The organism is Aquipseudomonas alcaligenes NBRC 14159, from assembly GCF_000467105.1.
Lineage (GTDB): Bacteria > Pseudomonadota > Gammaproteobacteria > Pseudomonadales > Pseudomonadaceae > Aquipseudomonas > Aquipseudomonas alcaligenes.
Window position 1 is genome coordinate 104,467 of record NZ_BATI01000020.1, and the last position, 22,088, is coordinate 126,554.

Annotated in this window: 21 protein-coding genes; 9 read left to right on the forward strand and 12 right to left on the reverse strand. The window is 66.2% G+C overall.

Annotated elements, in window-relative coordinates; genetic code table 11:
* The first annotated feature begins 15 nt into the window (after positions 1-15).
* Positions 16-927 carry a UDP-3-O-acyl-N-acetylglucosamine deacetylase gene (lpxC, locus tag PA6_RS12850; protein ID WP_021701360.1) on the forward strand — a complete coding sequence of 304 codons (912 nt, stop codon included), beginning with the start codon at positions 16-18 and terminating at the stop codon, positions 925-927.
* 73 nt (positions 928-1,000) lie between these two features.
* Here lpxC and PA6_RS12855 read toward each other — a convergent pair whose 3' ends face one another.
* The gene (locus tag PA6_RS12855) at positions 1,001-1,453 is read right to left on the reverse strand and encodes a DUF721 domain-containing protein (RefSeq protein ID WP_043216655.1); all 453 of its coding nucleotides are present in this window, start codon (positions 1,451-1,453) and stop codon (positions 1,001-1,003) included.
* A 235-nt stretch (positions 1,454-1,688) separates the two neighbouring features.
* Between PA6_RS12855 and secA the strand changes: the two genes are divergently transcribed.
* From secA to PA6_RS12875, 4 genes are all read left to right on the forward strand, one after another.
* The gene (gene secA, locus PA6_RS12860; RefSeq protein WP_021701362.1) at positions 1,689-4,424 is read left to right on the forward strand and encodes a preprotein translocase subunit SecA; all 2,736 of its coding nucleotides are present in this window, start codon (positions 1,689-1,691) and stop codon (positions 4,422-4,424) included.
* 99 nt (positions 4,425-4,523) lie between these two features.
* Entirely contained in the window at positions 4,524-5,741 is a 1,218-nt protein-coding gene (gene argJ / locus PA6_RS12865; protein ID WP_021701363.1) for a bifunctional glutamate N-acetyltransferase/amino-acid acetyltransferase ArgJ, read from the forward strand.
* 167 nt (positions 5,742-5,908) lie between these two features.
* On the forward strand, positions 5,909-6,541 hold the full coding sequence (locus PA6_RS12870; protein ID WP_021701364.1) for a glutathione S-transferase family protein: 633 nt from the start codon (positions 5,909-5,911) through the stop codon (positions 6,539-6,541).
* The gene (locus tag PA6_RS12875; protein ID WP_021701365.1) at positions 6,538-7,479 is read left to right on the forward strand and encodes a Nudix family hydrolase; all 942 of its coding nucleotides are present in this window, start codon (positions 6,538-6,540) and stop codon (positions 7,477-7,479) included. The genes PA6_RS12870 and PA6_RS12875 overlap by 4 nt, the downstream gene beginning before the upstream one ends.
* 51 nt (positions 7,480-7,530) lie before the next feature.
* Here the strand turns inward: PA6_RS12875 and PA6_RS12880 are convergent, their stop codons facing one another.
* From PA6_RS12880 to PA6_RS12895, 4 genes are read right to left on the reverse strand one after another with little or no spacing between them, the layout of a single operon-like run.
* Positions 7,531-8,106: a cob(I)yrinic acid a,c-diamide adenosyltransferase gene (locus tag PA6_RS12880; protein WP_021701366.1), complete on the reverse strand. Its 576-nt coding sequence runs from the start codon at positions 8,104-8,106 to the stop codon at positions 7,531-7,533.
* Positions 8,106-10,127, reverse strand: coding sequence for a sensor histidine kinase (locus tag PA6_RS12885; protein ID WP_021701367.1), 2,022 nt, complete (start codon positions 10,125-10,127; stop codon positions 8,106-8,108). Before PA6_RS12885 ends, PA6_RS12880 begins: the two co-directional genes overlap by 1 nt.
* 46 nt (positions 10,128-10,173) lie before the next feature.
* Entirely contained in the window at positions 10,174-11,088 is a 915-nt protein-coding gene (locus tag PA6_RS12890) for a putative 2-dehydropantoate 2-reductase (protein ID WP_021701368.1), read from the reverse strand.
* A complete protein-coding gene (locus PA6_RS12895) occupies positions 11,085-12,050 on the reverse strand; it encodes a response regulator (protein ID WP_021701369.1) in 966 nt (321 codons plus the stop codon). The genes PA6_RS12890 and PA6_RS12895 overlap by 4 nt, the downstream gene beginning before the upstream one ends.
* Before the next feature lie 147 nt (positions 12,051-12,197).
* On the opposite strand from PA6_RS12895, the gene PA6_RS12900 reads away from it, so the two are divergent.
* Both PA6_RS12900 and PA6_RS12905 read left to right on the forward strand, forming a co-directional pair.
* A complete protein-coding gene (locus PA6_RS12900) occupies positions 12,198-12,677 on the forward strand; it encodes a YajQ family cyclic di-GMP-binding protein (protein ID WP_021701370.1) in 480 nt (159 codons plus the stop codon).
* A gap of 101 nt (positions 12,678-12,778) precedes the next feature.
* Positions 12,779-13,606: a mechanosensitive ion channel family protein gene (locus PA6_RS12905; RefSeq protein WP_021701371.1), complete on the forward strand. Its 828-nt coding sequence runs from the start codon at positions 12,779-12,781 to the stop codon at positions 13,604-13,606.
* A gap of 30 nt (positions 13,607-13,636) precedes the next feature.
* Here the strand turns inward: PA6_RS12905 and PA6_RS12910 are convergent, their stop codons facing one another.
* Positions 13,637-15,244 carry an AmpG family muropeptide MFS transporter gene (locus PA6_RS12910; protein ID WP_043216658.1) on the reverse strand — a complete coding sequence of 536 codons (1,608 nt, stop codon included), beginning with the start codon at positions 15,242-15,244 and terminating at the stop codon, positions 13,637-13,639.
* Between the two features lie 34 nt (positions 15,245-15,278).
* Positions 15,279-15,683 (reverse strand): MGMT family protein, encoded by a 405-nt coding sequence (locus tag PA6_RS12915; protein WP_021701373.1) that lies wholly within the window; start codon positions 15,681-15,683, stop codon positions 15,279-15,281.
* On the opposite strand from PA6_RS12915, the gene PA6_RS12920 reads away from it, so the two are divergent.
* Positions 15,670-16,668, forward strand: coding sequence for a DUF481 domain-containing protein (locus PA6_RS12920; protein WP_021701374.1), 999 nt, complete (start codon positions 15,670-15,672; stop codon positions 16,666-16,668). The genes PA6_RS12915 and PA6_RS12920 overlap by 14 nt on opposite strands.
* Positions 16,669-16,772: 104 nt before the next feature.
* The gene (locus PA6_RS12925; RefSeq protein WP_021701375.1) at positions 16,773-17,780 is read left to right on the forward strand and encodes a DUF481 domain-containing protein; all 1,008 of its coding nucleotides are present in this window, start codon (positions 16,773-16,775) and stop codon (positions 17,778-17,780) included.
* Between the two features lie 287 nt (positions 17,781-18,067).
* Here the strand turns inward: PA6_RS12925 and PA6_RS12930 are convergent, their stop codons facing one another.
* The 5 genes from PA6_RS12930 to PA6_RS12950 all read right to left on the reverse strand — a co-directional run bounded on the left by PA6_RS12930 (position 18,068) and on the right by PA6_RS12950 (position 21,985).
* A complete protein-coding gene (locus PA6_RS12930; RefSeq protein WP_021701376.1) occupies positions 18,068-18,868 on the reverse strand; it encodes a cyclic nucleotide-binding domain-containing protein in 801 nt (266 codons plus the stop codon).
* Positions 18,869-18,974: 106 nt separating this feature from the next.
* Positions 18,975-19,247 carry a TfoX/Sxy family protein gene (locus PA6_RS12935; protein ID WP_021701377.1) on the reverse strand — a complete coding sequence of 91 codons (273 nt, stop codon included), beginning with the start codon at positions 19,245-19,247 and terminating at the stop codon, positions 18,975-18,977.
* A 17-nt stretch (positions 19,248-19,264) separates the two neighbouring features.
* Positions 19,265-20,023, reverse strand: a complete 759-nt coding sequence (locus PA6_RS12940) for a class I SAM-dependent methyltransferase (protein WP_021701378.1) — start codon at positions 20,021-20,023, stop codon at positions 19,265-19,267.
* A gap of 3 nt (positions 20,024-20,026) precedes the next feature.
* On the reverse strand, positions 20,027-20,365 hold the full coding sequence (locus tag PA6_RS12945) for a pentapeptide repeat-containing protein (RefSeq protein WP_021701379.1): 339 nt from the start codon (positions 20,363-20,365) through the stop codon (positions 20,027-20,029).
* Between the two features lie 57 nt (positions 20,366-20,422).
* Complete coding sequence (locus tag PA6_RS12950; protein WP_021701380.1) at positions 20,423-21,985, reverse strand: bifunctional aminoglycoside phosphotransferase/ATP-binding protein; 1,563 nt, start codon at positions 21,983-21,985, stop codon at positions 20,423-20,425.
* Between the last annotated feature and the right edge of the window lie 103 nt (positions 21,986-22,088).

The following is a 22,088-nucleotide window of genomic DNA, read 5'->3' on the forward strand; positions in this document are numbered from 1 at the left end:
AGCGCAGCCAAAACCATGATCAGACAACGCACCCTGAAGAACATCATCCGAGCCACTGGTGTTGGCCTGCACTCGGGGGAGAAGGTTTACCTGACCCTCAAGCCGGCTCCGGTGGATACCGGTATCGTGTTCCGTCGCACCGATCTGGATCCGGTCGTGGAAATCCCCGCCCGCGCCGAGAATGTCGGTGAGACCACCATGTCGACCACGCTGGTCAATGGTGAGGTCAAGGTGGACACCGTCGAGCACTTGCTTTCGGCCATGGCTGGCCTGGGCATCGACAACGCCTACGTCGAGCTGTCGGCGTCCGAAGTTCCGATCATGGATGGCAGTGCCGGTCCCTTTGTATTCCTGATTCAGTCGGCTGGCCTGGAAGAACAGGAAGCGCCGAAGAAGTTCATCCGCGTGCTGCGCGAAGTGACGGTGGAGGAGGGCGACAAGCGCGCTACCTTCCTGCCCTTCGACGGCTTCAAGGTGAGCTTCGAGATCGATTTCGATCACCCGGTGTTTCGTGGTCGCACCCAGACCGCCAGCGTCGACTTCTCCAGCACTTCCTTCGTCAAGGAAGTGAGCCGCGCGCGGACCTTCGGGTTCATGCGCGACATCGAGTTCCTGCGTTCGCAGAACCTGGCACTCGGCGGCAGCGTGGATAACGCCATCGTGGTGGACGAGTTCCGCGTGCTCAACGAAGACGGCCTCCGTTATGAGGACGAATTCGTCAAGCACAAGATCCTCGACGCCATCGGCGATCTCTACCTGCTGGGCAACAGCCTGATCGGCGAGTTCCGTGGCTTCAAGTCGGGCCACGCGCTGAACAATCGTCTGCTGCGCACCCTGATCGAGCAGAAAGATGCTTGGGAAGTGGTGATCTTCGACGACGCCAGCACCGCGCCGATCTCCTACATGCGCCCGGTTGCGGCCGTGTAAGCAATACCCCTCCCTTCTGTTGTATTCAGGCCACCCCCGGGTGGCCTGTTTTTCTCTCCCCGCAGTTTCCGCTTCAGTCGTGCCTGGCATTGCGTGCCAGGCGCTCCAGGGCGGCGCGCAGCTTCGGATCGCCGATGCCCTCGGCGGCGCTGCGCAGGCTGTCGGCGGCGGCCTCGGACAGCTCGGTCTTGTGCGCCTGATAGGCGACCTGGGTATTGGGCGGGCGTACCTTGACCTGGATCTTCTGCAGCCCGGCGAACTCCGGCAGTACCTGTAGCAGGCGTTGCAGGCGGCGCTGCTGGTAATGCAGGCGGGTGGCCCAGTGGCCGTTGCTGGTCAGCAGCAGCAGGCAGCCGTCGTGCCAGCTGGCGATCTGGCAGTGCTCGCGCGCCGCCGGCTCCAGCTGGGCCTCCACCAGTGCCTGCAGTTTGCCCAGGCGCTGGGCCGCGCTGAACAGCGCCTGCAGCGGCTTGTGTTCACGCAGCAGATTGGCAGGGGTCTTGGCGGGTGGGGTGCGCAGGCTCATGGCAGTGACTTCGCGTATCGATACGCCCATGTTAGCAAAGGCCCTTGCAGCTGTCGGTCGTCGTCCCCATATCAAGGAAATGGCCGGCTCATGAGCAGGTCTGGCGTATCCGGCCGGCTCGCGGGAGTTCGCCCTTTTCTCGCCAACGTTTCCGAGTAGAATGCCCCCTTTGCATGCGGTCGAGCTGGCCGTTGGGCAGCGCCCCCCATCCCCTTGAGTGGAAGAATTCGTCTATATGTTTGCGCCACTGTTGAAGAAACTCTTTGGAAGCAAGAACGAGCGTGAAGTCAAACGCATGCTCAAGACAGTGAGCGCGATCAACGCCCTCGAGGAGCAGATGCTCGCTCTCTCCGACGAGCAGCTCAAGGGCAAGACCGAAGAGTTCAAGGCGCGCCTGGCCAAGGGCGAGACCCTCGACCAGATTCTTCCCGAAGCCTTCGCCGTGGCCCGTGAAGCCGGCAAGCGGGTGATGGGCATGCGTCACTTCGACGTGCAGCTGATCGGCGGCATGACCCTGCACGAGGGCAAAATCGCCGAAATGCGTACCGGTGAGGGCAAGACCCTGGTGGGTACCCTGGCCGTGTACCTGAACGCGCTGTCCGGCAAGGGTGTGCACGTGGTCACGGTGAACGACTACCTGGCCCGCCGCGACGCCAACTGGATGCGTCCGCTGTATGAGTTCCTCGGCCTGTCCGTCGGCGTGGTGATTCCCTTCATGCCTCCGGAAGAGAAGCGTGCGGCCTATGCTGCCGACATCACCTACGGCACCAACAACGAATTCGGTTTCGACTACCTGCGCGACAACATGGCGTTCAGCCTGGAAGACAAGTTCCAGCGTGAGCTGAACTTCGCCGTGGTCGACGAAGTGGACTCCATCCTCATCGACGAAGCGCGTACCCCGCTGATCATTTCCGGTCAGGCCGAGGACAGCTCGCAGCTGTACATGCAGATCAACCAGCTGATCCCGCGCCTCAAGCAGCACATCGAGGAAGAGGAAGGCGTGGTCACTCAGGAAGGCCACTACAAGGTCGACGAGAAGACCCGCCAGGTCGAACTCAACGAGGCTGGTCACCAGTACGTCGAGGAGATGCTCACCGCGGCGGGCCTGCTGGCCGAGGGCGAGAGCCTCTACTCCGCGCACAACCTCAGCCTGCTGACCCACGTCTACGCCGGCCTGCGCGCGCACAAGCTGTTCCACCGCAACGTCGAGTACATCGTGCAGAACGGTCAGGTCATCCTGATCGACGAGCACACCGGCCGTACCATGCAGGGCCGCCGCCTGTCCGAGGGCCTGCACCAGGCCATCGAGGCCAAGGAAGGGGTGAACATCCAGGCCGAGAGCCAGACCCTCGCCTCGACCACCTTCCAGAACTACTTCCGCCTGTACAACAAGCTCGCCGGCATGACCGGTACCGCCGACACCGAGGCCTTCGAGTTCCGCCAGATCTACGGCCTCGACGTGGTGGTCATCCCCACCCATCGTCCGGTGGCGCGCAAGGACTTCAACGACCTGGTCTACCTGACCCAGGAAGAGAAGTACCAGGCGATCATCGCCGACATCAAGGAAAGCCAGGCCCAGGGCCGGCCTATCCTGGTCGGTACCGCCTCGATCGAAACCTCCGAGTACGTCTCCAAGCTCCTGGAACTGGCCGGCATCGAGCACAAGGTGCTCAACGCCAAGTACCACGAGAAGGAAGCCGAAATCATTGCCCAGGCCGGTCGCCCCGGCGCCGTGACCCTGGCCACCAACATGGCGGGTCGTGGCACCGACATCCTCCTCGGCGGTAACTGGGAAGCCGAAGTGGCTGCCCTGGAAGCGCCGAGCGAAGAGCAGATCGCGCAGATCAAGGCCGACTGGCAGAAGCGTCACCAGCAGGTCATCGAAGCGGGCGGTCTGCACGTGATCGCCTCCGAGCGCCACGAATCGCGCCGTATCGACAACCAGCTGCGTGGCCGTGCCGGTCGCCAGGGTGACCCGGGCTCCAGCCGCTTCTACCTGTCGCTGGAAGACAACCTGATGCGCATCTTCGCCTCCGACCGGGTGAAGAACTTCATGAAGGCCCTGGGCATGCAGTCCGGCGAGGCCATCGAGCACCGCATGGTGACCAACGCCATCGAGAAGGCGCAGCGCAAGGTCGAAGGCCGCAACTTCGACATGCGCAAGCAGCTGCTCGAATACGACGACGTGGCCAACGAGCAGCGCAAGGTGATCTACCACATGCGTAACAGCCTGCTGGCGGCCGACAACATCGGTGACACCATCGTCGAGTTCCGTCAGGAAGTGCTCAACGCGACCATCAACAACCACATCCCGCCGCAGTCGCTGCCGGAACAGTGGGACATCACCGGTCTGGAGATGGCGCTTTACAGCGACTTCGGTCTGCGCCTGCCGATCCAGCAGTGGCTGGACGAAGACGACAAGCTGTACGAGGAAACCCTGCGCGAGAAGATCCTCGCCGAGCTGCTCGCCGCCTATCACGAGAAGGAGGACCTGGCCGGTGTCGAGGCCCTGCGCACCTTCGAGAAGCAGATGCTGCTGCGCGTGCTGGACGACCTGTGGAAGGACCACCTGGCCACCATGGATCACCTGCGTCACGGCATCCACCTGCGCGGCTACGCGCAGAAGAACCCGAAGCAGGAGTACAAGCGCGAGTCGTTCACCCTGTTCCAGGAGCTGCTCGAGTCGATCAAGCGCGACACCATTCGCGTGCTGTCTCACGTGCAGGTGCGCCGCGAGGATCCGGTCGAGGAAGAAGCCCGTCTGCGCCGCGAGGCCGAGGCGCTGGCCGAGCGCATGCAGTTCCAGCATGCCGAGGCGTCCGCCATGCCGGTTGCCGAGACCGAGGAGGCCGCCGAGGGCGACCTGGCCGTTGCCACCCAGGTGCGCAGCGAGCCGAAGATCGGCCGCAACGAGCCGTGCCCCTGCGGGTCCGGCAAGAAGTACAAGCACTGCCACGGCCAGGTCGGCTAAGCCGCGCCCAGCCTGCTATATACAAAACGCCGCGACCGGCTCTGCCGCTCGCGGCGTTTTTCCACCACCCGCTTCACTGCCTACGAAGGAGCGTCTCCTATGGCCGTTGGTCTCGGTCCCCTGCCCAAACTGCACCCCGTTCCCGGTTTCGAACTCGGTATCGCCTCCGCCGGCATCAAGCGCCCGGGGCGCAAGGACGTGGTGGTGATGCGCTGCGCCGAAGGCTCGCGGGTGGCCGGGGTGACCACCACCAACGCCTTCTGTGCCGCGCCGGTGATCGTCACTCGCGAGCGCGTGGCCGGCGAGGTGCGTTATCTGCTGACCAACACCGGCAACGCCAACGCCGGTACCGGCCCGGACGGCCTGGCCAATGCCCGCCGCACCTGTGCCGCGCTGGCGGCGCTGACCGGCGTCGGCGAGACGGCCGTGCTGCCGTTCTCCACCGGGGTGATCGGCGAACCGCTGCCCGTGGAAAAGATCGAAGGCGCCCTGCAGGCCGCGCTGGATGACCTGGACGAGGATCACTGGGCCGAAGCCGCCACCGGCATCATGACCACCGACACTCTGCCCAAGGGCGCCAGCCGCCAGTTCCAGCATGATGGCGTGACGGTCACCGTGACCGGTATCAGCAAGGGTGCCGGGATGATCCGGCCGAACATGGCGACCATGCTCGGCTACATCGCCACCGACGCCAAGGTGGCCCGCGAGGTGTTGCAGGATCTGGTGCGCGACGCCGCCAACAAGTCGTTCAACCGCATCACCATCGACGGCGATACCTCGACCAACGACTGCTGCATGCTGATCGCCACCGGCCAGGCTGCGCTGCCGGAAATCACCTCGGTCTCCGGCGAACTGTTCGCCAAGCTCAAGCAGGCGGTGCTGGAGGTGTTCATGGAAGTGGCTCAGGCCATCGTCCGCGACGGTGAGGGTGCCACCAAGTTCGTCACCGTGCAGGTCAACGGCGGCGGCAATCACCAGGAGTGCCTGGACGTGGCCTACGCCGTGGCCCACTCGCCGCTGATCAAGACCGCGCTGTTCGCCTCCGACCCCAACTGGGGCCGCATCCTCGCCGCCGTCGGCTATGCCGGCGTGCCGAACCTGGACGTCAGCCTGATCGACGTGTTCCTCGGCGAAGTCTGCATCGCCAGCCAGGGTGGCCGCGCGGCGACCTACACCGAGGCGCAGGGCGCCGCAGTCATGGCGCGCGAGGAGATCAGCATTCGCATCGAGCTGGGGCGTGGCGAGTGCAGCGAAACCATCTGGACCACCGACCTGTCCCATGAGTACGTGAAGATCAACGCCGAATACCGCACCTGAGCCATGCCCATCCCCTCTCCCTTTGGGAGAGGGGCAAGGGGTGAGGGTGCTGCAGGCTCCGCCTCGCACCGCCATTCCTGTCGTTCATGGGTCCATGCGCAAGCGGAATTGTTCGCGGCCGCCCGCGCCGCGTACCCTCCGTCTACCCCCTTTTTAGGAGAGCGAACATGTCCCTCAAGCTGGTGATCGGCGACAAGAACTATTCCTCCTGGTCGCTGCGCGCGGCCCTGGCCCTGGATCTGACGGGCGTGCCCTACGAGGAGATCCTCGAGCGGCTGTACCGGCCGGACAGTCGCGCCCGCCTGCTGAGCCATTCGCCGACCGGCAAGGTGCCGGTGCTGCTGACCGAGGAAGGCCCGGTGTGGGACTCCCTGGCCATCGCCGAGTACCTGGCCGAGCGCTTCCCCGAGGCGCACCTGTGGCCGCGTGGGCAGTACGCCCGCGCCCTGGCGCGCAGCGTCTGCGCCGAGATGCACAGTGGTTTCGTCGCCCTGCGCAGCCACCTGTCCATGGACCTGGCGCGTGACCAGGCGCTGGCCGAGCTGCCCGCCGAGGCCCAGGCCGATATCGACCGCGTGTGCCGCCTGTGGGCCGACTGCCGCCAGCGCTTCGGCCAGGACGGCGCCTTCCTGTTCGGCCATGCCAGCATCGCCGATGCCTTCTTCGCGCCGGTGGCGGCGCGCCTGCGCAGCTATCGCGTGGCGCTGCCGGCCGAGGCTGCGGCCTATGTCGAGGCCATCTACCAGTGGCCGGCCTTCCGCCGCTGGTATCAGGCGGCTCTGCAGGAGGTGCAGGGGTGAAACGTGTGCATGTGGCCGCGGCGGTGATTCGCGGTGCCGATGGTCGAGTGCTGATCGCCAAGCGCCCGCAGGACAAGCATCAGGGCGGCCTGTGGGAGTTTCCCGGCGGCAAGGTGGAGGAGGGCGAGGCCGTCGAACGGGCCCTGGCCCGCGAGCTGGAGGAGGAGCTGGGCATTCGCGTCGAGGCGGCCCGGCCGCTTATCCAGGTTCAGCATGACTACCCGGACAAGCAGGTGCTGCTGGATGTCTGGGAGGTTTCATCCTTCAGCGGCGAGCCGCACGGCGCCGAAGGCCAGCCGCTGGCCTGGGCGAGCGAGCGCGAACTGCTCGACTACGAATTCCCCGCCGCCAACCAGCCCATTGTGGCGGCGGCGCGCCTGCCCGATACCTACCTGATCACTCCGGAAGGCCTGGAGCCCGCCGAAATGTTGCGTGGCGTGCGTGCGGCCCTGGCCGCCGGTGCGCGCCTGATCCAGCTGCGCGCGCCGAACATGTTCGACCCGCAGTACCGCGACCTGGCCGTGGATATCCAGGGCCTGTGCGCCGGCAAGGCGCAGCTGATGCTCAAGGGCCCGCTGGAGTGGCTGGGCGACTTCCCGGCGGCCGGCTGGCACCTGACGGCGACGCAGCTGCGCAAGTACGCGCCCCAGGGGCGGCCGTTCCCCGGCCAGCGCTGGCTGGCGGCGTCCTGCCATGACGCCGAGGAGCTGGCCCTGGCCGCGCGCATGGGCGTGGATTTCGTCACCCTGTCGCCGGTGCAGGCGACCGAGACCCATCCGCAGGCGACGCCACTGGGCTGGGAGCGGGCTGCCGAGCTGCTGCGCACCAGCAATATCCCGGTCTACCTGCTCGGTGGCGTCGGCCCGCAGGACCGCCAGCGTGCCTGGCAGGCTGGCGCTCAGGGCGTGGCGGGGATTCGTGCGTTCTGGCCGGTGTAGGGCGGAAAGCCGCGCCATACAGGTGGAAAAGACCTGTGGTCGTTTTCCAGCCTACGGCTTCTGTGCCGCCTGCCAGAGCACTTCGTCGACCTGTGTGCGGCGGGCGATCAGGCGTGCGGCGACGAACAGCAGGTCGGACAAGCGGTTGACATAGGCCATGCCCACCGGGCGCAGCGGCTCCACTGCGTTGAGGTGCTGGCAGCGGCGCTCGGCACCGCGGGCCAGGCTGCGGCAGACATGAGCCTGGGCCACCGCGCGCGAACCGCCAGGGAGAATGAAGTTGCGCAGCGGGCCGACTTCCTCGTTCCACAGGTCGATGGCCGCCTCCAGGCGCTCGACTTCGGCTTCCTGCAGGGCCTGATAGTCCGGCATCGCCAGTTCGCCGCCGAGGTCGAACAGGCGATGCTGACAGGGCGCCAGGACTTCGATGATTTCGCTCAGCCCCGGCCAGGCGGCCTGCTGCTCGGCGAGCTCGGCCAGCAGCAGGCCGATCTGGCTGTTCAGGGTATCCAGCTCGCCCATGGCTTCCACGCGCGGGTGGTCCTTGCCCACGCGGCGCCCGTCGGCCAGTCCGGTTTCGCCCTTGTCGCCGGTCTTCGTGTAGATCTTGCTCAGTCGGTAGCCCATCAGTTGCCCGTGCCTTCGCTAGGTGCGGTCAGCGGCAGGCGCAGGGTGAAGCAGGTACCCTGGCCCTGGGAGGATTGCACCTCCAGCTGACCCTTGTGGTTGTTGGTGACGATGAAATAGGAGACGGACAGGCCCAATCCGGTGCCCTGGCCGACTTCCTTGGTGGTGAAGAAGGGTTCGAAGATGCGCTTGCGCACCGGCTCGGGCATGCCGATGCCGTTGTCTTCCACCTGTACCTCCGCCCAGGGCGGATTGAGGCGGGTGCGCAGGGTGATGCGGCCGGGCTCGCTGGCGTCGTCGCGCAGGTGGATGGCCTGGGCGGCGTTCTTCAGCAGGTTGAGCAGCACCTGCTCCAGCTCGTTGGCGGTGGCCGGCACCGGGCCCAGCTGCGGGTCGAAGTCGCGCTCGATGGCGATGGCCTTGAAGTCGAAGCTTTCCGTCAGGTCGAAGTCGTTGCCGGCGATCTCCAGCGCCTGGTCGATCAGCTGTGGCAGGTCGCAGGGCGCCAGCTGGCGGTTGCTGCGGCGGCTGAAGGCGAGCATGTGGCTGACGATCTTGGCCGCCCGCGAGCCGGCCTGGGCGATGCCGTCGAGCAGCTGGGGAATCTCGCGGCTCTGCAGGTAGGCATTGACGTCGTCGAGGGCGATGCCGGCCTCCACGGCCAGGTCCTGATTCTTGGTCAGCTCGGGCGACAGGCGCCGGCGGATGTTCTGCACGTTGTGCAGGATGGCGCCGAGCGGGTTGTTGATCTCATGGGCCATGCCGGCCGCCAGGCCGCCGACCGAGAGCATCTTCTCCGACTGCACCATCATTTCCTCCAGCGACAGGCGCTGGGTGATGTCGTCGATGCGGATCACCGCGCCACGGCCGCCGGCGCCCATCAGCGGGTAGAAGGTCAGGGCGTAGTGGTGGGCTTCCTCGCCCTTGCGCCAGGTGACGCGCTCGACCTTCTCCACCCGGTGCTGCTCGGCGGTGCGCTTGAGCTGGGCGAGGAAGGGTTTGAGCGGCGGGAAGGCTAGGAACACCGGCTGGTTCAGCGCCTCATCCAGCGGCGTGCCGGAGAGGGCGCTGGCCTCCTGATTCCACTGGGTGACGTAGAGCTGATCGTCGAGGGCGATCAGCGCCGAGGGCATGGAGTCGATGATGTTGTTCAGGTAGTTCTGGAAGCCGGTGAGCTTCTTCTCGATCTTGCTGCGCACCTGTACTTCCAGCTCCAGCTTGCGGTTGGAGTGGCGGGTTTCCTCGGCCAGGCTCTGGGCCTGGGCGAAGGCGCTCTCGGCGTCGTCGCGGGCGCGCTTGAGCTGCTGCTCGCGCGCCTCCATGCGGCTGAGCATGGTGTTGAAGGCATCGGCCAGGCTGCCGATCTCGTCCTGGTTGCCGCGCGCGGCGCGCAGGGCATAGTTCTCCTCGCGGGTGACCTGGCGCGACAGCTCCTCCAGCTTGCGGATCGGGCGGGTGATGAGGCGGCGAATCTGCCGCGCGATCAGCGCCCAGAGCAGCAGGCTGAATGCCAGGATCACCGCGCTGGCGGTGACGGTGCCGGTATAGAAGGCGCCGGGCAGTTCGCTGGACGCCACCAGCAGCAGGCGCCCGGGGATCTTGCCTGGCTGCGGCAGGTCGATCAGGTGAGTGGCGCGAAACTCGCCCTGGCGCCAGTGTTCCAGTTGCTCGCCGTGTTCCGGCAGTTGCAGCGGCTCGCCCAGCTGCAGCTCGGCCAGGCGGATGCCGCGGGCATCGTAGAGGGCGGCAGCGCGCAGCGGCGTATAGCCGTCGAGGCGCTCCAGCAGCTCGCGGGCGGCGCGTGGCGAGGACAGGGCGCGGCCGCTCAGCTCCGGGCTGGCGATCAGCCGGCCGAGGGTCTGCAGGGCCTGGGGCGCGACGCTCTCCTGGGAAATCCAGTAGGCCGCACTGATGAAGGTCAGGTTGGCCACCAGCAGCACGGTGGCCAACAGTACCAGCAGGGCGGCCAGCAGCTTGCGGCCGACCGGCAGGTTGTCGAGGCGTTGGCGCAGACGGCTCAAGGGCGGGGCTTCCGCGTGCAGGGTGGAGGGGCAGGTTAGCGCCGCTTCAGGTCACGGGCAATCCGCGGGCCGCCAGATGCGCGCGCAGGCGCTGCAGCAGTGCCTGCAGCTGGGGGACGTCCAGGTCCAGGCGCGCGGCCTCCTGGCAGGCATGGCCCAGCAGGTAGGCGATCTCGGTGCGCCGGCCGCGGGCTACGTCCTGATGCATGGACGAGTAGTTGGCCGCGGTGCCGTCGATCACCCGCAGGACTTCGGCGTGCAGGTCGAGGGCTGCGGTGTCCTGGCCGGCGGCACGCAGCAGCAGGGTCAGCTCGGCGCAGAGTGCGGCGACCTCCTGCGGCCAGTCACGCAGCCCACCGTTGCGGCAGTCGTGCAGCACGGTCAGCGGGTTGATCGCGCAGTTCAGGGCCAGCTTGCGCCACAGTCGGGCGACTATGTCGGTGCTCCACTCATGCGGGATCGCGGCGGTCTGCAGGTCGTCCAGCCACTCCGGTGGCCGCCGCTCGCCCGGCAGCCCCAGCCAGGTATGGCCGCGGCCGGCGAAGACGATGCGGAAATCATCCTCGCGGAAGGCACCCTCGGTGCTCGAGGCGAACAGGCAGCGTGCCCGTGGCAGGCGCCTGGCCACCGCGTCCTGGCTGCCCAGGCCGTTCTGCAGCAGGATCAGCTCGGCGCCCGGCGCCAGGCGCGGTGCCAGTTCGGCAACGGCTTCCTCGGCGTCATAGGCCTTGCAGGCCAGCAGCAGGCGGCGGATGGGAATGTCGCTGTGCGGGGTTTCCGCGGCGATGGGGTGCAGGCTGGCCTGGCCGTCTTCGACCAGGGTCAGACCACCGGCGGCGCGGTAGCGGCTCAGGCGGGCCTGGTCACGCAGGATCAGCCGCACCGGCAGGCCGGCGCGGGCCAGGCGAGCGGCCCACAGCCCGCCCAGGCTGCCGGCGCCGAGGATGTGCCAGGTGCTCACTGCGGCAGTGGCAGGCGCACCGCGCTGACCCGGCCGCTGCTGTAGGCTTCCGGCAGCAGGCGGGCGGCCTCGGCGAACAGGTACTGGGGGTCGACCGGCAGCGACTTGGCGTCCAGGCCGACCAGGGAGATGCCGGCCTTGAGGCTGATGAAGCCCTCGCTGGTCTTGAACGCCTTGAGGTTGAGGCCTTCATGCAGGCGCTTGAAGCTGCTCGGCGAGCATTCGTGCAGGTCGTCGAGCAGGGCGACCATGCCGAAGTGGGTGTCGTCGACGCGGGTCAACACGTCCAGCGGCCGTACCAGTTGCTGTAGGCGTCGGGCGACACCGTGCAGCACCTCGTTCCAGAAACCGTTGCCATACTGGCGGCGCAGCGCCTCGCCTTCCTGCAGGCCGATCAGCAGGTAGCACAGCGCGCCGCCGCGCGACTCCACCTGGCGCAGGCAGTCCTGCAGCTTCTGTTGCAGGTAGCGCGGGTTGCCCAGGCCGGTCAGCGAGTCGACCAGGTTGCGCTGCTCCAGGCTGGCGACGTTCATCGTCAGCATGCGGTTCTCGTTGAGCAGGCGCTGCAGGGTGTTGCACAGGCGGTCGGCGGCATACACGCGCGGCACCAGTTGCTCGTTCATCGCGGCCTTGCTGATGAAGTCGTCGACGCCACGGTCGAAGGCCTCGACCAGCACGTTCTCGCCTTCCTTGCCGGTGAGCAGGATGACGTAGGTGTAGTGCTCGGCCGTCTCGTCCAGCTGGCGCACCCGGCCGGTCAGCTCCAGGCCGTCCATCTCCGGCATCAACCAGTCGGCCAGCAGCACGCTGGCCGGGCGCTTCTCCAGCAGGCGCAGGGCTTCGGCGGCGCTGTTGGCGAAGCGGACGTCCTGGTAGCCGGCCTGGCTCAGAGCGCGGCCGATGATGGCGCTGGAGAACTTGGCGTCGTCCACCACCAGGATGCTGAGATGGGGGTTGGGCATTGAGGGGCTCGCTGCTAGAGAAGGGGGCGCCGCAGGTTGGCTGAGCGGCGCGTATCAGACTGGTTATAATGAGCGCGCCATTTTTATCGTCAAGTCAGGCGCGTTCAGTCCGTGAGGAGGATCGCGCCGTCCATCAGGAGCAAACCCATGCCTTCGTTCGACGTGGTGTCGGAACTGGACAAGCACGAACTGACCAACGCGGTCGACAACGCCATCAAGGAGCTCGACCGCCGCTTCGACCTGCGCGGCAAGTGCAGCATTGAAAGCAAGGACAAGACCCTCACCCTGACCGCCGAAGCCGAGTTCATGCTGGAGCAGGTGCTCGACATCGTGCGCGCCAGTCTGATCAAGCGCAAGATCGACTGCCAGTGCATGGAAGCCAAGGATGCCTATGCCTCCGGCAAGGTGATGAAGCAGGAAGTGACCTTCCGCGAGGGCATCGACAAGGAGCTGGCGAAGAAGATCGTCGCCCATATCAAGGACAGCAAGCTCAAGGTGCAGGCCGCCATCCAGGGCGAGCAGGTGCGCGTCACCGGCAAGAAGCGCGACGACCTGCAGGAGGCGATTGCCGCCCTGCGTGGCAAGGAATTCGGCATGCCGCTGCAGTACAACAACTTCCGCGACTGAGGGAACCCTGGCGCTGCTGCGCCGTCCCATGGTCACACCCTTCACCGCCATGGTTCGCCATGGCGGTGTCGTTTCTGCAGTCCGAAAAGAGGAGTGGAACCATGCAGATCGAGTTCGAACAGTTGGTCAGCCTGTCCGAGAGCTGGTTGCCGGTATTGCTGGAGTATGGCGGCAAGCTGGCGCTGGCGCTGCTGACCCTGGCCCTGGGTTGGTGGCTGATCAACCGCCTGAGCCTGCGCCTGCAGCGCCTGATGGGCGGGCGCAAGGTGGATCGCGCCTTGACCAGCTTCATCGGTAGCCTGAGCAACATCCTGCTCAAGGTGCTGCTGCTGGTCAGCGTGGCGTCCATGGTCGGGGTTTCCACGGCGTCCTTCGTCGCCGCCATCGGTGCCGCCGGCCTGGCCATCGGCCTGGCCCTGCAGGGTAGCCTCGGCAACTTCGCCGGCGGTGTGCTGATCCTGCTGTTCCGCCCGTTCCGCATTGGCGACTGGATCGAGGCGCAGGGCGTGTCCGGCAGCGTCGACAGCATCCAGATCTTCCACACCACGCTGAAGACGGCCGACAACAAGGTGGTGGTGGTGCCCAATGGCAGCCTGTCCAACGGCAACATCGTCAATCATTCGCGCGAAGCCGTGCGGCGGGTGGATATCAACCTCGGTATCGACTATTCCAGTGACATCCGCCAGGCCCGTGAAGTGCTGCTGGAGATCGCCCGCGATCCGCGCGTGCGCCAGGAGCCGGCGGCACCGCAGGTGGTGGTGACCGGCCTGGGCGACAATGCGGTGGCGTTGTCGTTGCGCGTCTGGGTGGCGTCGGCGGATTACTGGCCAGTCAGCTTCGAGTTCATCGAGCAGGCCAAGGAGCGCCTGGAGCGCGTGGGCATCGGCATCCCCTTTCCGCAGCGGGTGGTGCACCTGATCCAGCAGTGAGACGCAGAGGCCGGCAATCGCCGGCCTCTGTCATTTCGGTGCTTCGCTGGCGGCCGGTGCCGCATTGTTGCGCTCGCGGTGTTCGCGGCCCCACTGCAGGACAATCAGCAGCAGGGTGGGAATACCGAGCAGCGCGGTGGCGAGGAAGAACTGGGCGTAGCCAGCCTTCTCCACCATGACCCCGGAATAGCCGCCGACCAGACGCGGCAGCAGCAGCATGATGGAGCTGAGCAGGGCGTACTGGGTGGCGGAGAACTTCAGGTTGGTCAGGCTCGACAGGTAGGCGACGAAGGCGGCCGTGGCCAGGCCGGAGCTGAGGTTGTCGAGGGTGATGGTGAGCACCAGCATCAGCATGTGCGGGTCCAGCGCCCACACGAGATGGCTGACCGTCTGCTTGCCGTACAGCAGCGGTTCAGCGACGGCGCCGAGGCCGGACAGGGTGGCGAACAGCAGGTTGGTGCCGGCCGAGGCCGCGCCGCCCAGCAGCAGGATCGGCATGATGCCGAAACGCACGATCAGCAGGCCGCCGAGGGCGGCGCCGAGCAGGGTCATGATCAGGCCGAACAGCTTGCTGACGCTGGCGATCTGGCTCTTGGCGAAGCCCATGTCGATGTAGAAGACGTTGGCCATCACCCCCATCACCGTATCGGACATGCGGTAGGTGGCGATCAGGCCGAGTAGCAGCAGGGCCTGCCAGCGGTAGCGCAGGATGAAGTCGTTGACCGGGGTCAGCACCGGGGCCAGGCCGCGGCGGCCCATGCGCGACAGGCACACGGCGGTAAGGATGGTGTAGAGCAGGAAGCGCAGGGTGGCGCGGTCCTCGCGCAGCAGCTCGCCCAGGCCGATTTCGCCGCTGAACAGCAGGTTGATGTCGCTGCGGAAGAACTGGGTGAACATCGCCGGCACCGAGACCAGCAGCACGATCAGCACCAGTACCGAGGCCAGCTGGCGATACAGACCGTAGCGTGCCGCCGCCATCTGCGTCTGCAGCGGTACCGGCGGCTCGCGCATCCACAGAGTGGTGATCAGCCCTGGCAGCATCAGCATGGCGAACAGCAGGTAGGTGCTGGCCCAGGCGCCGTGCTGGTAGCCGCTGTCCGGGTTGCCGAACCAGCCGGCAAAATACAGGGCGCCGGCGGTGGCCAGCAGGGCGGCGACCCGGTAGCCGGCCATGTAGCTGGCGGCGAGGGCGGCCTGGCGGGTGTCGTCGACGATTTCCAGGCGGTAGGCGTCCACCGCGATGTCCTGGGTGGCCGAGGCGAAGGCCACCACCACGGCCACGCCGATCAGCCAGGACAGGTGCTGTTGCGGGTCGCACAACGCCATGCCGATCAGGCCGAAGGCCACCAGGCCCTGCGACAGCACCAGCCAGGAACGGCGGCGGCCGAGGCGGCCGAGCAGCGGCAGGCGCCACTGGTCGAGCATCGGCGCCCAGACCCATTTGAAGGCATAGGCCAGGCCGATCAGGCTAGCGTAACCGATGGTCTGGTGGGTCACGCCGGCCTCGCGCAGCCACACCGAGAGGGTGGAGAACACCAGCATGTACGGCAGGCCGGCGGCGAAGCCCAGCAGCAGCAGGGCCAGGGTGGCCGGGTGGGCATAGGTGGCGAGGGCGGCGCGCCAGGTTCTACGGGGCATGGGGCTGGTCGGGAGTTCGGACAAAGGGCGCACTCTAACCCTTTGCCTCCTCCGGGCGCCAGCCGTGGCGGCGCATGTCGACGCGGTCGTTGCGCAGGGTCAGGCCCTCGGCGCGCAGCCGCGCGCGCTGTTCCTCGCCGGACGGGGTGCCTGCCGCCAGGCTGAGGCGGCCGCCAGCGCCGAGCACGCGGTGCCAGGGCAGGCGGGTGTCATCCGGCAGTTGGCTGAGGGTGCGGCCGACCCAGCGGGCGGCGCGGCCGAGCCCCGCCAGGGCGGCCAGCTCGCCGTAGCTGACCACCTTGCCTGCGGGAATTGCCGCCAGCACCGAATAGAGTGCCGTCCGCCGGGCTTCGGGGCTTGCCGAGGGCTCCAGCGCTGGGGCATGGTCTGCGCCTGTGAGCCGCTTATTGTCCGGTACCTTGTCCATGTCGCTGCGCATCCTGCTGTCCTGCCTGTTGCTTAGTCTCAGCTGTTCGGCGTTCGCCGATACCGTGTGGTTGAACAACGGTGATCGTCTGACCGGCGAGATCCTGCTGCTCGATGGCGGCAAGCTGTCGTTCAAGACCAAGTATGCCGGACGCGTGCTGATCGACTGGAAGGATATCGACACCCTCAGCGCGGACAAGCCCCTGATGCTCCGTCGCACTGGCCGCGACAGCGAGAGCAGCGAGCGCCTGCGCGCCGCGGGTGTGGGCATGGTACGGGTGGTCAATGGCCATGAGCGGGTGGTGGCGCTGGCCGATATCGATCGCCTGGTGCCGCCTCGGCCGCTTCTGGAGGACCGGGTGTGGGAAGGCAACCTGGACGCCAAGCTGGATATGGAGCGCAACCAGGACCGTACCGACGAGTGGAAGCTCAAGGGCAATACGCGCATCGAGCACGGCCGCTGGCGCCATGTGCTGCGTGGCGAGCTGGAGCATGAGAAGGAAAACGGCGAGAAGACCGAGGACAACTGGGAGCTGGAGTACGACCTGGACCGCTTTCTCACCGATCACTGGTTCTGGCGGGTCGGCTTCGAGCAGGATGAGGACCAGTTCGAGCAGGTGAACCGCCAGCGCATCTACGGCAGCGGGCCGGGCTATCGCTTCTGGGATGACGAGCTGGGAAGGCTTGACCTCATCACCCAGTTCAACCGCATCGAGTTGTACAGTTCGCTGGGCGAGGCGCAGTTCAACAGCTGGTCGCTGGAGTGGGACTACAAGCGCCTGCTCTGGGGTACGCGCCTGGAGTTCTACTCCACCGCCGAAGTGCAGGTGCCGCAGGTCGATGTCATCGACTATGTCTTCGATGGCGAGGCGGGGCTGCGTTATCACCTCAACGACTGGGCGCGGTTGTCGCTGCTGTATGAGCTGAACCAGCTGCGCGGTCTGGGTACCACGGTGTCCGATCGGCACTACCTGATCGGTCTGGGCGTGGGCTGGTAAGTCACATGGGCTGAACTTTGCCGGCTGCGGGTCGGTCTGTGCTTGCTCAGGCGGCGCGCATCCGGATAATGCGCGCCTTTTTCCCGCCCAGACCACCGATGCCCATGACCCTGCTGCGTTCCCTGCTGTCCCTGGCGCTTGCCGCCGTCACCACGCCACTGCTGGCCGATACCGTCTGGCTCAAGAATGGCGACAAGCTCACCGGTAGCATCGAGCTGTTCGACAGCGGCAAGCTGCTGCTGAAGACCGACTACGCCGGCACCATCACCCTCGACGCCGGCAAGATCGCCACGCTGGAGAGCGAGCGCGAGCTGCTGATCAAGCAGGGCGATTTCGTCGGCGAGCGCGCCAAGTCGCTGCGAGCGGCCGGGCAGGGTCAGGTAGAGCTGGTCAATGGCGAGGCGCCCAAGGTGGTCGAGCTGAGTTCGATCAGCCAGATGCTGCCGCCCAAGCCGCTGGTGCAGGACCTGGCCTGGACCGGCAACCTCAGCGTCTCCGCCGACTACAAACAGGCCGAGAACGACATCAAGGACTACGATATCGATCTCGATACCCGCATGCGCCACGGCGCCTGGCGTCACGGCATTGCCGTGGAGTACGACCACGAGACCAAGGATGACGAGCGCAAGACCGACCGTGTCGAGCTGGGCTACGACCTCGACCGCTTCATCACCCGGCAGTTCTTCTGGCAGGGCCAGCTGAAGTACAGCCACGACCGTATCGAAGACCTGCGTACCCAGCGCACCGTGGGTAGCGGCCCCGGCTACCAGTTCTGGGACGATGCGCTGGGCGCCTTCTCCATGACCGGGCTGCTCAACCGCAACGATTACGTGTTTGCCGATGGCAGCAGCGAGCACTTCAACTCCGCGGCCATGGAGTGGGACTACAAGCGTTACCTGTATGGCAAGAACCTGGAGCTGTATTCCCAGGGTGAGCTGGGCGCGCCCTTCGTCGATGAGATCGACTACATCATCGATACCGAAGCGGGCCTGCGCTACAAGCTCAACAGCTGGGCGGCGCTGACCCTCAAGGCCGAGTGGGACAAGGTCTCCGCCGAACATGGCGATACCAACGAGCGCCGCTACGTGATCGGCCTGGGTGTGGGCTGGTAAGGCTGCGCGCCTGAGTACCCCGACCCGTGGGCGGGATTTCGCAGGCAAAAAAAGACCCGGCAAAGTGCCGGGTCAATAACCGTGATTAGCCTGATGAGGAGATAATCTGAAGAGTCCGACTGCTGTGGTCTCTTGAGCTTATCGGCTGATCTCGCGACCAGTTGGTGTAATAATAACAATTCTCATTTTGCAGTCAATGCCTGGATGAGAATTATTTTCGACTGGTTGGCAAAGGCCGGAAAAAACAAACCCCGGCCTGGGCCGGGGTTCGGTCATTCGATCGCGTTTCAGGCCGGCTGCAGCTGGGCACGCAGCTGGGTCACTTCCTTATTCATCAGGTCGATGCGTCGCGCCATGCTCTCGATCAGACTGTGCGCGATGCGCGGGTTGCTCTGCATCAGGCTGAGGAACTGGTCCTTGGGAATCACCATCACGGTGCAGGGCTCGCTGGCGATGACCGTGGCACTGCGCTTCTCGCGGGTGAACACGGCCATGGCGCCGAAAATCTCGTCCTTCTGCACGTCACCGACCTTCTGCCCGTCTACCCAGGCTTCGGCGTGGCCCTCGATGATCACGAACACGTGGTCGGCATCGTCGCCCTGGTGGATCAGCTCCTCGCCGGCGGCGAAATGCTGGAAGCCGGTGGCCGGGCGAATCTCCGGCTGCTTCAGGCGGGCCAGGGCGTCGGAGAGCAGGGCGGTATGGCCGATCAGGTACTGGATGAACAGCTCCTGGCGTTGCTCGCTGCCGTAGATGTGCTTGAACACTTCGCTGCGCGAGTAGGGCACCAGGGTCAGTTGTTCCTCGCTGCTGTAGCGGCAGCTGGGCAGGTCGATGCCCTGGCGCAGCCCAACCAGATCGCCTTCTTGCAGGTAGAACAGCGGGCGGTCATCGACCTGCGCATGCAGCAGGCCGTTCTCGATGATGTACAGCTGGTTGCCAGGCAGGATCTTCGCCAGGTCCTCGACCTGTTCCAGGCGCAGGGGCGAACCGCTGGGCTGCAGCCCTTCGAGCAACTGCATGGGAATGCTCTGCAGGCGTTGGATCAGCTGGTCGGCGTAGGCCGGTTGCTCCCCGAGTAGGTACATGTCGGTAATTCCTTGAACTGGCTGGGCTGACGATAAGGCACGCAGGCAGTGGCAACAATAGGCGGCGGCGTTGCACAGGTAAATCTCGCCGCTCGGAGGTTGTGAGCTAGCTCTTGTTGCTTGGCCCGGGTTCGTTCAGCTGACCATTCAGCCTGGCTTTGAGGCCGGGTGGCAGATCGTTCCAGTGAATGTCGAGCAGGGCGCCTTCGATGGCGTACATCAGCACCTTGGAGGCCCTGAATCCGCGGGCGCGCACGGCCCGGTAGGCGTCTACCGCGCCCAGCCGGCGCAGGTCGCTGGCGCTGTGGATGCCGACTGCGTGCAGCCATTGCGCCGAGGTTTTGCCGAGGTTCTTCATGTGTTGCAGCTCGTCGTGCATGGCGTCTCCTTGCCTTTCTACGCGGGGCGTGTCGGGAAGCCTGCGAGAGAGTGTAGCGGCCATCGCACAAAACGCTTCTGCTGCCCGTCGCCCCAGGCCTGGCGCAGGCGCGGCTGCAGCTCCTGCAGCGGGTCGCGGCCGCAGGCCTGTTCGAGCCTCTGCACGGCCGACCAGGTGCCGAGGTAGCCGAGCAGCTGCTGCAGATCCCACTCCAGCTGGATGGCGAAGGCCGGCACGGCGATGCGCGCGAAGGGCGGCTGAATGTCCTGGTAGCCGGCGTCGACGCTGGCTCGGCCGGCGGGCCAGTAGCCGTCCAGGGTGTTCCAGTAGAAGTCGTCGAGCACGCTATCCAGCTCCGTGTCGAGGCGCAGCAGGCTGTAGCACCAGGCGCAGAACAGCCCGTCGGGCCTGAGCAGGCGGCGTACTTCGGCAAAGAAGGCCGGGGTGGCGAACCAGTGCAGGGCCTGGGCTACCACGATCAGGTCAAGGCAGCTATCGGTCAGTGGCAGGGCCGTGGCGTCGGCGGCGAAGCAGTCGATGCCGGCCAGGTCGGGGGCGGCGCGCAGCTGCTGCGGGCTGCCGTCGCAGGCCAGCACCTGCCGGAAGTGTTGCCGCAGGGGCGCGCTGGCCTGGCCGTTGCCGCAGGCGATATCCAGAGCGCGGCCGTGCGCCGGGCTGTTGGCCGCCAGCCAGTCGAACAGTGCGGGCGGGTACTGCGGACGAAAGCTGGCATAGGCGCCGGCTCGATTGCCGAACAGGCGGGCAATATCGCTCATGCGTCAGCTGTAGCGCATGCGGGTGCCGAACTGCATGGACAGGAGGATCTCGTCGGCACTCAGCTGTGCCGGGAAGTAAGCGCCGGAGATTTGCGCATGGGCGATGCTGGCGCCCTCCAGGTTGGCCTCGCGCAGGTCGATGCCGCGCAGGTCGGCGCCGCGGAAATAGGCGTCGGCGAAGTCGACGCGGCTGGCGTCGAGCAAACGCAGGTCGAGGCCGCGCAGGTCGGCTCCGCGCAGGTTGATGCTGCCCTCATGGGGCTTCTGCTTGTTGAATTCGCTGATTTTTTCGTCGTGCAGCAGACGGTAGAGCGGGGTGTCCAGTTGGCGGGGATGGCTCATGGGATGCCTCCATTCAATGGCCTGCCTTTAGTATAGACAGGCCCTGAATGGCTTATATCAGAGCCCTGGCAGACGCTGGCGAATACTCTCGATCAGGCCGTCCAGGCTGGCGGCCTGGTGCGTGTCGACGCGGCGGCTGTGGGCCTGTTCGTCGTCGTCGAGCGCATCGCGGCTGGCCTGCTGGGCCGCGATCACTTCCAGGGTGGCGTCGGACGGATCGTTACCCTCGGCCTGGCGCTGCTGCAGCCAGGCGGCGATCACGTCCTGCGGGGCCTGGCAGTCGAGGATCAGGAAGGGTGTGCCGTTCTGTTCGGCCACTTGCCAGGCGGCGCTGCGTTGTTCGCGCTTGAGGTAGGCGGCATCCAGGACCACCGGGAAGCCGGCATGCAGGGCGCTTTCGGCCAGTTGATGCAGGCGCTGGTAGGTGGCGGTGCTGGCGTCGGCGCTGTAGATGCCGCTGTTCAGGCTGCCCTTGGCGGCGTCCGGCTGTTCGCCGAACAGGCGCTTGCGCTCCACGTCCGAGCGCAGGCGGATGGCGCCCAGCGCCTCGACCAGGCGCAGGGCAACCTGGCTCTTGCCGACGGCGGAGACACCGCAGGTGATGGCCATGAACGGGGTGGGGATGGCGCTGTAGCTTTCCGCCAGGTTGGCGTAGTTGCGGTACTGGCGCAGCGTAGCGGCGCGCTGCACGGCATCGCTCTGGTGCGCCAGGCTGAACAGCGCGACCTTGGCGCGGACCAGGGCGCGGTAGGCCTTGTAGAAATTCAGCAGTTCCAGTGCCGGGTAGTCGCCGCTGTGTTCCAGCCAGGCGCTGACGAAGCGTCGCGAGAGTGCCTTGAGGCCGCGGTCTTCCAGGTCCATGGCGAGGAAGGCGGCGTCCGAGGCGATATCGATCAGGCGGAACGGCTCGTTGAATTCGATACAGTCGAACAGCACGACTTCGCCGTCGAGCAGGGTGGCGTTGCCCAGGTGCAGATCGCCATGGCACTCGCGAATCGCGCCGCTCGCTGCGCGCGTGGCCAGCAGCGGTTCGAGGCGGCTGATGTTGGCTTCGGTCCATGCCTCGAGCGCATCGAGCTGGCGCAGGTCCGCGGCGTCACCGAGCAGCGGGCGGATCTGCTCGAAGTTCTGCCGCATCGGCGCGACGATGGCCTGCGGCGAGCACAGTGGATGCTCGCTGGCCACGGCCGGGGTGCGGCCGTGGAAGCTGGCGATCTGCCGGGCCAGGGCGTCGATGTGCGCCGTGGTCAGCTCGCCACGTGCCTGCACGGCACTGAGCAGCTGGCTCTGCGGGAACTGGCGCATTTTCAGCACGTACTCGATGGCCGGGCCGCTACCGCCCAGCTGCGGCGCGCTCTCGCTGCCGGTCACCGGCAGCACCTCGAGGTACAGGCCCTCGGTCAGGCGCTGGTTGAGGCGCAGTTCCTCGCCGCAGAAATGCTGGCGCTGTTCCAGGCTGGTGAAATCGAGGAAGCCGAAATTCACCGGCTTCTTGATCTTGTAGGCGAAGGGGCCGGTGAGCAGCACCCAGGAGATGTGCGTCTCGATGACCTGGAATCCGTCCACCGGATGAGGGTAGAGGGCCGGGTTCTGCAGGGCGGCAATCAGGGCTTGGCTCACGTTCTTTCCTTGCGCTTCGGTATCGATAAGAGGCCGCATTATGGCCGCTGTGAGGCGCTCTGCAAACCGCCGGGGCGCGCCTGTCGGCACCCGGCAAAGTGCG